Source organism: Desulfurella sp. (genome assembly GCF_023256235.1).
Classification (GTDB): domain Bacteria; phylum Campylobacterota_A; class Desulfurellia; order Desulfurellales; family Desulfurellaceae; genus Desulfurella.
Window position 1 is genome coordinate 35,564 of record NZ_JAGDWY010000037.1, and the last position, 8,180, is coordinate 43,743.

The window sequence follows — 8,180 nt, forward strand, 5'->3', positions numbered from 1 at the left end:
ATGTCCTATTTTTATAGGTATTTTTATTTTTGTAGTATTTGTGGTTGCTCTTGGTTTAAGGGCCCAAAAACTTCCTGTGAAAACTTTGGAAAATCTTGTAGGTAAAACTGGCATATGCAAAAAACCGATTAAAAAAGATAGTCCAGGCCAAATTGAAATAGAAGGCGAAATATGGACAGCATATAGTGATTCTGATATAGAAATTGGCCAAAAAGTTACAGTAATTAAACAGGAATCATTAAAATTATTTGTAAAAAAGGAGGCATAATTTATGGAAAGCATCGTGTTAATTGTTGTTGTTATTTTTTTATTAATTGTTATTTTAAACTCTATTCGTATTGTTCAAGAATACGATAGAGCAGTAATTTTTAGACTCGGGCGAGCAATTGGCGTTAAAGGACCTGGTTTGATAATACTTTGGCCAATTATTGACAGTATGGCAAAGGTTTCTTTAAGGATTAATACGCTGGAAGTGCAACCGCAAGATGTCATAACAAAGGATAATATAACAATTAAAATAAACGCCGTTGTATATTTTAAAGTAGTAAATGCTCTAAATGCTGTAGTTCAGATTAAAAATTACGCATATGCAGTAGAGCAGCTTGCACAAACCACATTAAGAAGTGTTTGTGGTCAGGCTGAGCTTGATAAATTGCTTTCAGAACGTGAAAAAGTCAATTCAGAAATCCAGGAAATTCTTGACAAACACACAGATGCCTGGGGTGTAAAAGTAACACTGGTTGAGTTAAAACAGATTGATTTACCACAGGATATGCAAAGAGCAATGGCACGCCAGGCTGAAGCAGAAAGAGATAGAAGGGCTAAAATTATTAACGCTGATGGTGAATATCAAGCAGCCGAAAAATTAAACGAAGCGGCACGTATTATATCACAAAATCCAATAGCTCTCCAGCTTAGATACCTTCAAACATTAAATGAGATTTCTTCTACAAATAATACAACTACGATTTTACCAATACCGCTTGATATATTAAGAGAAATTGGTAAATCCATTGCCCAAAAAGAGCAAACCTAAAACATACTTTTGTTTCTTGTATTCCTATGAATGAATAATTTTATTTTTTAATTTTAAAGGGCACAAAAGTGCCCGTCTACTATTTTAGAAATTTTTATTTAAATAGGATTATTTATTTGTATTTTATAAATTGAAACTACTAAATATGTCATAAATTTCTAAATCTTCTTCAACATTATAAATCTTATGTTTTGTGTGTGGTGGAACTTTTACAAAAACACCTTTTTTAAGCTCGCATTCACCTGCGTTTTCTACCCATATTGTGCCTTTTCCAGATAAAGGGCATATAATATCATACACATTATGCGTATGCTCTGGTATTGATTGACCTTTAGGTATTTTTACAATAGCACTTGTAAAATCTACATTATCATCTTTGTGTGTCAAAATATAACCTATTTTTACATTTTTATTTGATGGGTGCTCTATAAATTTTAAATCTTCAATTTTTACAAATTCTTTCATCAAACCCCTCCTATTTTTAGCTTAAAGTTACTTTAGAGTCTATATAACCTTATTTGGAAGGTTGTCAAGATTATATTTGTTACTGGCTTTTGTATGCATCGAAAATATAGCGGAAATATTTTAACACGGTTGAGGCGGTTTTTAGCCTAAAACAATTTTTAAGCTTACACAACAACAGAATATATCCCTAACGCTATAATTGCTAAAGCAAGAAGTGCGACTATGCTAATATAGGCTTTAGAATATGAATAATTTTTGAGTATTTTTTTGCTGCTTGCAAGCGCTATTAAAAAACCTATAACAATTGGTAGTACAAAACCATTAAAAGCTTCTACATCAACCATAATCTTTACAAGTGGTATTCCAGGTATTAGAATTATGATGGCGCTTAGAGCAACTAAAGCAATATATATTAAGTAAAACAGTTTTTCTTGCTTGAAATTGGCGTTTAAAGAGTGACCAAAATTCCAGGTTTCACCAGATGCCCAGGCAAATGACATAGAAACGACAAATGCAGCTAAAATACTTGAAGCATACAACCCAATAGCAAACAGCAATGCACTGTATTTCCCCGCAATTGGTACCAAAGCCAAAGCAAAATTATAAGCATTATCAGGTGAAATATGCTCTCTATAAAGTACAGAGGCGCCCAGTATGATTACTACAATCATTAAAATTTGTGTTGCAAAACTACCGATCAATGTATCCCATTTTGCAAATTTTATATCGCAAGCTTGTAAACGTTTTTCTACTGTTGCACTTTGTTGGTAGTAAATCATCCAAGGCATGATTACTGCACCTACATTTGCAGCTATAAGAAAAAGGTAATTTTTGTTATTAAAAGGTTGAGCTAAACTAAAACTTTTTGCTATTTCTGAATAATTTGGATGAGACATTATGGCAGCAGGTATAAAAGCAAAAGAAACCAAAGAAAAAACAATAGCGATATTTTCTGCACGCTTATATTTTCCGCTTAGAGCAACAAGAACTAGCAACACTGCGCTTGTAATAATAAGATAGTCCTTTGGTATGCCAACAATTTCTGAACTTGCTGCAATACCAGAAAACTCTGTTAAAAGTGCACTAAAAACCACAATAAGCAATAAAATAGTAGAAAAAGCAGCCCATTTTTCACCAAAATATTCTCTTATAAGTTCGCCGTGTCCCTTGCTTGTAACACATCCTAGTCTTGATGCAATTTCCTGTACTATATATAATAAGGGTATAAGCAGTATCTGTAAAGGTATAAGACTGTAACCATATTTTGCACCTGACACAAAAGCGGTTGTAATTGAACCTGCATCCATATCTGCTATCATAACTATAAAGCCTGGTCCAAATACAGCTAAAAAAGATAAAAACAATGTTTTAAAATCTCTTTTCATCTAATTCCTCTAATTCAAAAGAATAATTAGTCTAGCATAAATATATTAGACTTATATAAAAAAGTCAAGTGAATTTATTAGGCTCAATTATTTATAAACAAAAAGTGCTTATCACACTAAAAAGTCCTTTTGAATCTACATATTGTTGACAAAATCAATGCTATTTGGTAGATTAAGCTGGTAAGTTTTGAAGGGCTTTTATTGTTAGATTAAAGCCAGATGTATTTTTTAAAGATGGCTTTAAAAGGTGGTTTTAATGAGAGGTTTAAAATTAATTGCTGGTTCAGCTAACAAAGAGCTATCTCAAAAAATAAGTTATTATCTCAATGAGCCAATTGTTGATACGGAAATTTCACGCTTTAGCGATGGTGAAGTTTCGGTTCAGATAAAGGAAAATATAAGAGGCTCCGATGTTTTTTTGATTTGTTCTTTATCTAGACCTGTTAATGAAAATATAATGGAAATGCTTGTTACAATGGACGCAATAAAACGCTCAAGCGCAAATTCCTTAACTGTCGTTTTACCATATTATGCATATGCAAGACAAGATAGAAAAGTAAAATCACGTGTACCAATAAGTGCAAAACTTATGGCAGATTTGCTTACCGTATCTGGAGCAGACAGAATTGTTGCTATGGATTTGCATGCTGGTCAAATTCAGGGTTTTTTTGATATACCGGTTGACCACTTATATGCATCGCCAGTTATAGCCAATTATATTCGTGAGCTTCACAAAGATGATATTGTAATAGTTTCACCAGATGCAGGTGGTGTTGAGCGAGCCAGAGAGTTGGGAAAAAAACTTGGATGTAGCCTTGCTATTGTAGATAAAAGAAGACCTAAACCTAATGTAAGCGAGGTTTTGCATATTATAGGTGAAGTAGAAGGAAAAACTGCTGTGCTTGTGGATGATCTTATAGATACAGCAGGTACGATAGTAAATGCAAGTATTGCTTTGGCAGAAAAAGGTGCAATGGAAATTTATGCTTGTTGCACACATCCTGTGCTTTCTGGACCAGCACTTGAGCGCATAGAAAAATCTCCTATAAAAGAGCTTGTTGTTACAGATACACTGGTATGGAATAAAGATAGGGATTGCAAAAAAATAAAAACGCTTTCTGTTGCCAATGTTATTGGGGAAGCAATTAGAAGAATTTATAATAAAGAATCGGTAAGTTCACTGTTTGATTAAAAGGAGGAACAATGCAATTTAAAGCACAAATCAGGGATGCAAAAGCAAAAACGCTTCGTAAACAAAACCGCATACCCGCTGTAATTTATGGGCAATTGCCTAAGCCTATTAATATAAGCTTAGATAAAAAAGAAACACTTACAATTTTAAGGAAAGCTAGACGAACCGATATTTTTGAGGTTAGTTTTGATAATGAGACTTTTAGATGCATTATAAAAGAAATGCAGAAACACCCTGTAACTTCAGATATTTACCATATAGATTTTTATAAGTTTGACCCAAACAAGCATATCAATATAGAAGTACCAATTGTATTAAAAGGTGAACCAAAAGGTGTAAAAGCTGGCGGCGATTTATATCAACCAAGAAAGAAGATCGCACTAAACAGCTTACCAGATAAAATACCGCATGAGATAGTTTTAGATGTAACAAATCTGGAAATTGGCGATTCTATACATGCTTTTGATTTAGAACTTCCCGAAGGAGTCAAGATAGCTAGCAGTAAGAATTTTGAAATTGTTGGCGTTGTAGGTAAATCTAAAGAAGAATTGGCTCAAGAGGAGTCTCAAACTGAAGCTCCTCAAACTTAATAATCTTGTATGCATGTAATTGTTGGGCTTGGAAATCCTGGAGAGGTTTACACAAATACTTTTCATAACGCAGGTTTTTTAGTTCTCGATATAATAGCAGAAAAACTGGGTGTAAAATTTAGTAAAAGCTCATTTTATGCAATGTGTGCATTTTCTTACATTGGACAGACAAAAGTATTGCTTGCAAAACCAATCACCTACATGAACCTAAGTGGTAAGTCTGTAGGTTTAATTGTTAGTTTTTACAAGGTTGACATCGAAAACCTAATTATAGTAAGGGATGATATAGATATAGAACTGGGGAAAGTTAGACTTAAGAGAAATTCATCAAGTGGTGGACACAAAGGCGTGCAATCAATTATTGACACTTTAGGATCAAAAGCGTTTGTACAGGTAAAAATTGGAGTAAGAAGCGTATTATTTGCAAATGTTTTTAAAATTGATACAGCAGATTATGTATTAAAGAAACTTAGCGAAGATGAAAAAAAAATATTAAGTCAAAGTGCAGAAATTGCCTCTAAAGCATGCATGAAAGTGGTTACAGATGGGTTTGAAAAAGCGGCTAATTTATATAACAATTAGTAATTGTGAGGTTTTTTATAATTTGCTTTCAAGCGCAGGTGAAGTGTCTGCGTAAAGATGCTTTAAATACTTGCTTAAATTTGCAAAAGTGATGAATAAAAAGGATGTAAAAAGCAACAATGGCACTAAAGAAACTAAAAATTAAAGATAAAACAATAGAACACTGCATAATACAAGGTGGTATGGGTGTAGGCGTGAGCCTGTACCCCCTGGCAAAAGCTGTTTCACAAAACGGTGGGGTTGGTGTTGTATCGAGTGTGGCTTTAGATAGAATCTTAAGTAAGCGAAATAACAAAAAATATTCTATATATGAAGCTTGCGAAGAAGAAATCGCTCTTGCAAAAGACGGTTCAAACTACGTAGGCATAAATATTATGGTAGCTGTCCAAAAAGACTACGAAGCAAGCGTCAAAGGTGCAATAGCTGGCGGTGTAGACATAATCATATCTGGCGCTGGCCTTCCTACTGAACTTCCAAAAATAGCTACAAGTAAAGATGTAGCACTTGTTCCTATTGTGTCAAGCCTAAGGGCGTTTGATATTATTTGTAAGCGCTGGGAACGTTTTGGGACAAGGCCTGATGCTGTTGTAGTGGAAGGTCCTTTAGCTGGGGGGCACCTGGGTTTTCATTTTGCAGATTTAGATAAAGAAGAAAATAAACTTGAGAATCTTTTTCCTCCAATAAAAGAAAAGGCAATGAAATGTGGCGATATACCTGTTATTGTAGCAGGAGGCATTTACACACATGAAGATATAAAAAAATTTTTAAAAATGGGAGCTGATGGTGTACAGATGGGTACAAGATTTTTAGCAACATTTGAAAGTAGTGCTTCCGATGACTATAAACAGGCAGTAATTAAAGCAAATAAAGACGATATTATTGTAGCATATAGACCAGGTTCGCCTTCGGGTTTGCCATTTCGCGTAATAAAATCATCGCCTATGTATCAGGATGCGCTTTTGGCAAAAAGGCCACCAAATTGTGATAAAGGTTATTTGTTAAATAAAGATGGGTATTGTCCTGCTATGGTAGATAATATAAATTACTTTTGCATATGCAATGGCTTGCTCTCAAGCGCAGGCTACAACAGCGACAAAGAAAAACCCATTTACACTGTGGGCACTAATGCTTATAGAATTGATAGGCTTTTAAGTGTAGAAGAGTTGATGAAGGAGCTTGTTTATGGATAAAAACATAAATATTGGGATTTTTGGTCTTGGAACTGTAGGTTGCGGAGTTGTTAAAATTTTACAGGATAATGCTGATTTAATAAGAAAACGATTGGGTTTTGGCATCAATATTAAAAAGGTTTTTTCCCGAACTTCCAAGTGCAAAAATCTAATAACAAATTATATTTACGCAAAAGAATATAAAGAATTATTTGACGATGATATAGATATTGTTTTGGAACTCATTGGTGGTATTGATGTAGCACGTAAGTTTGTTTGCCAAGCTATCGATAACAAAAAAAACATTGTTAGCGCAAACAAGGCGCTTTTTGCAAATCATGGTTTTGAAATTTTTTCTAAAGCTGCTCAAAATGGTGTAAAAATTGGGTTTGAAGCTTCTGTTGCAGGCGGTGTGCCTATTATAAAGGTTATCACAAGGGACTTAATGGCAAACAACATAAAAAGCATAAAAGCAATTGTGAATGGTACATGCAATTATATTTTGAGTCAGATGTTTGAAACACACGAGTCTTTTGAAACTATATTAAATAAAGCAATTAAAGAAGGTTACGCTGAACGTGATCCGTCATTTGATATAGATGGTATTGACTCCGCTCAAAAGATGGCGATTTTAGCTTCAATTAGTTTTAATGCTAAAGTTGAAGAAAAAGATGTACATGTTGAAGGCATAAGAGATATTGACTTTATTGATATAGATTTTGCCCAAAAATTAGGCTACAGAGTAAAATTGCTTGGTATAGCAAATTCAAAAGATAATAAACTACTTGTACGTGTTGCCCCTTATTTTATAGAGCAAGATAATATACTTGCTAAAGTAGATGGTGTTTATAATGCAATAAGCGTTATTTCTGATATGACAGGCCAGACTACATATGTTGGAAAAGGTGCAGGTAGTTTACCCACAGCTTCATCTGTGGTTGCAGATATCATTGATATTGCAAAAGATATTGAATCTGGTACAGTAAAAGACACGCTTTCTATGCGCGTGTTTGAAAAAATGGAATTTGTAGATATTGATAGTCTTGAGTCTAATTTTTATATAAGGTTTAGTGTTGTAGATAGTGTTGGTGTACTTAGCCGTATTTCCTATGTTTTAAGCAAGTACAATATTAGCATAAAAAGTGTTGTGCAAATAGGAAAAGGTTTGGATGTCGTGCCACTTTTAGTATTAACGCACAAAGCTAAAGAGTCTAATGTTAAAAAAGCAATAAGAGAAATTGAAAAAAATCATCAGACTATAATAAAAAACGGAACTGTTTTGATAAGAGTTCTGGATTAATCACATTGTGTTTTAAGTATGGTAATTTTTGTATTTTTGAATCAATTGATAAAAAATGACGGCAAGTTTTTTTACAAAAAAAAGTTTATGGGTAAAGGTAGGGATAGTTATTTTGTTTAAAAGAATGTTTTTTTGAGGTTTTTAAGCGTTCTTTTAGAATAATGAAAAAGCAAAACATCAGGAGTTTGCAGAGTTTTTAAAAGGAGTGTTTATGAATGGTAAATTGTGGGCTGGACGCTTTAATACTGGCCAGGATAATCTAATGGAACAATTTTCAGAAAGTATAAGCTATGATAAGCGTCTTTATAAATATGACATATTAGGCAGCATAGCTCATGTTAAAATGCTTGCTAAGCAATCAATAATTGATCAAGAAGAAGCCGAGAAAATTATTGATGGTTTACGTAAAATTGAAAGACAGATTGAAACAGGTGAATTTGAATTTAATCCACAAGATGAAG

10 protein-coding genes are annotated in these 8,180 nt (G+C 33.5%); 8 read left to right on the top strand and 2 right to left on the bottom strand.

Annotated features, from left to right (window positions below; translation table 11 throughout):
* Both Q0C22_RS03865 and Q0C22_RS03870 read left to right on the top strand, forming a co-directional pair.
* Positions 1 to 268 (top strand): NfeD family protein (locus Q0C22_RS03865; RefSeq protein WP_291491204.1); only part of this gene is annotated, 268 nt, incomplete at its 5' end.
* A gap of 3 nt (positions 269 to 271) precedes the next feature.
* On the top strand, positions 272 to 1,036 hold the full coding sequence (locus Q0C22_RS03870) for a slipin family protein (RefSeq protein ID WP_291491216.1): 765 nt from the start codon (positions 272 to 274) through the stop codon (positions 1,034 to 1,036).
* Positions 1,037 to 1,159: 123 nt separating this feature from the next.
* Here Q0C22_RS03870 and Q0C22_RS03875 read toward each other — a convergent pair whose 3' ends face one another.
* Positions 1,160 to 1,501, bottom strand: coding sequence for a cupin domain-containing protein (locus Q0C22_RS03875; protein WP_291491225.1), 342 nt, complete (start codon positions 1,499 to 1,501; stop codon positions 1,160 to 1,162).
* Between the two features lie 164 nt (positions 1,502 to 1,665).
* A complete protein-coding gene (locus Q0C22_RS03880) occupies positions 1,666 to 2,886 on the bottom strand; it encodes an Nramp family divalent metal transporter (protein ID WP_291491246.1) in 1,221 nt (406 codons plus the stop codon).
* 256 nt (positions 2,887 to 3,142) lie between these two features.
* On the opposite strand from Q0C22_RS03880, the gene Q0C22_RS03885 reads away from it, so the two are divergent.
* The 6 genes from Q0C22_RS03885 to Q0C22_RS03910 form a co-directional block, all read left to right on the top strand.
* Positions 3,143 to 4,078, top strand: a complete 936-nt coding sequence (locus tag Q0C22_RS03885; protein WP_291491266.1) for a ribose-phosphate pyrophosphokinase — start codon at positions 3,143 to 3,145, stop codon at positions 4,076 to 4,078.
* An 11-nt stretch (positions 4,079 to 4,089) separates the two neighbouring features.
* Positions 4,090 to 4,668 carry a 50S ribosomal protein L25 gene (locus Q0C22_RS03890; RefSeq protein ID WP_291491274.1) on the top strand — a complete coding sequence of 193 codons (579 nt, stop codon included), beginning with the start codon at positions 4,090 to 4,092 and terminating at the stop codon, positions 4,666 to 4,668.
* Positions 4,669 to 4,677: 9 nt separating this feature from the next.
* Entirely contained in the window at positions 4,678 to 5,250 is a 573-nt protein-coding gene (pth, locus tag Q0C22_RS03895; RefSeq protein ID WP_291491282.1) for an aminoacyl-tRNA hydrolase, read from the top strand.
* 119 nt (positions 5,251 to 5,369) lie between these two features.
* Positions 5,370 to 6,440 carry a nitronate monooxygenase gene (locus Q0C22_RS03900; RefSeq protein WP_291491291.1) on the top strand — a complete coding sequence of 357 codons (1,071 nt, stop codon included), beginning with the start codon at positions 5,370 to 5,372 and terminating at the stop codon, positions 6,438 to 6,440.
* A complete protein-coding gene (locus Q0C22_RS03905) occupies positions 6,433 to 7,719 on the top strand; it encodes a homoserine dehydrogenase (protein ID WP_291491312.1) in 1,287 nt (428 codons plus the stop codon). Before Q0C22_RS03900 ends, Q0C22_RS03905 begins: the two co-directional genes overlap by 8 nt.
* A 211-nt stretch (positions 7,720 to 7,930) precedes the next feature.
* On the top strand, positions 7,931 to 8,180 hold a 250-nt coding region (locus tag Q0C22_RS03910), incomplete at its 3' end, for a lyase family protein (protein WP_291491324.1).

Excerpts from the sequence above, each read along its gene's own strand:
- Q0C22_RS03870 (WP_291491216.1), top strand. The coding sequence starts at position 272 with ATGGAAAGCATCGTGTTAATTGTTGTTGTTATTTTTTTATTAATTGTT.
- Q0C22_RS03875 (WP_291491225.1), bottom strand. The coding sequence starts at position 1,501 with ATGAAAGAATTTGTAAAAATTGAAGATTTAAAATTTATAGAGCACCCA.
- Q0C22_RS03880 (WP_291491246.1), bottom strand. The coding sequence starts at position 2,886 with ATGAAAAGAGATTTTAAAACATTGTTTTTATCTTTTTTAGCTGTATTT.
- Q0C22_RS03885 (WP_291491266.1), top strand. The coding sequence starts at position 3,143 with ATGAGAGGTTTAAAATTAATTGCTGGTTCAGCTAACAAAGAGCTATCT.
- Q0C22_RS03890 (WP_291491274.1), top strand. The coding sequence starts at position 4,090 with ATGCAATTTAAAGCACAAATCAGGGATGCAAAAGCAAAAACGCTTCGT.
- pth (WP_291491282.1), top strand. The coding sequence starts at position 4,678 with ATGCATGTAATTGTTGGGCTTGGAAATCCTGGAGAGGTTTACACAAAT.
- Q0C22_RS03900 (WP_291491291.1), top strand. The coding sequence starts at position 5,370 with ATGGCACTAAAGAAACTAAAAATTAAAGATAAAACAATAGAACACTGC.
- Q0C22_RS03905 (WP_291491312.1), top strand. The coding sequence starts at position 6,433 with ATGGATAAAAACATAAATATTGGGATTTTTGGTCTTGGAACTGTAGGT.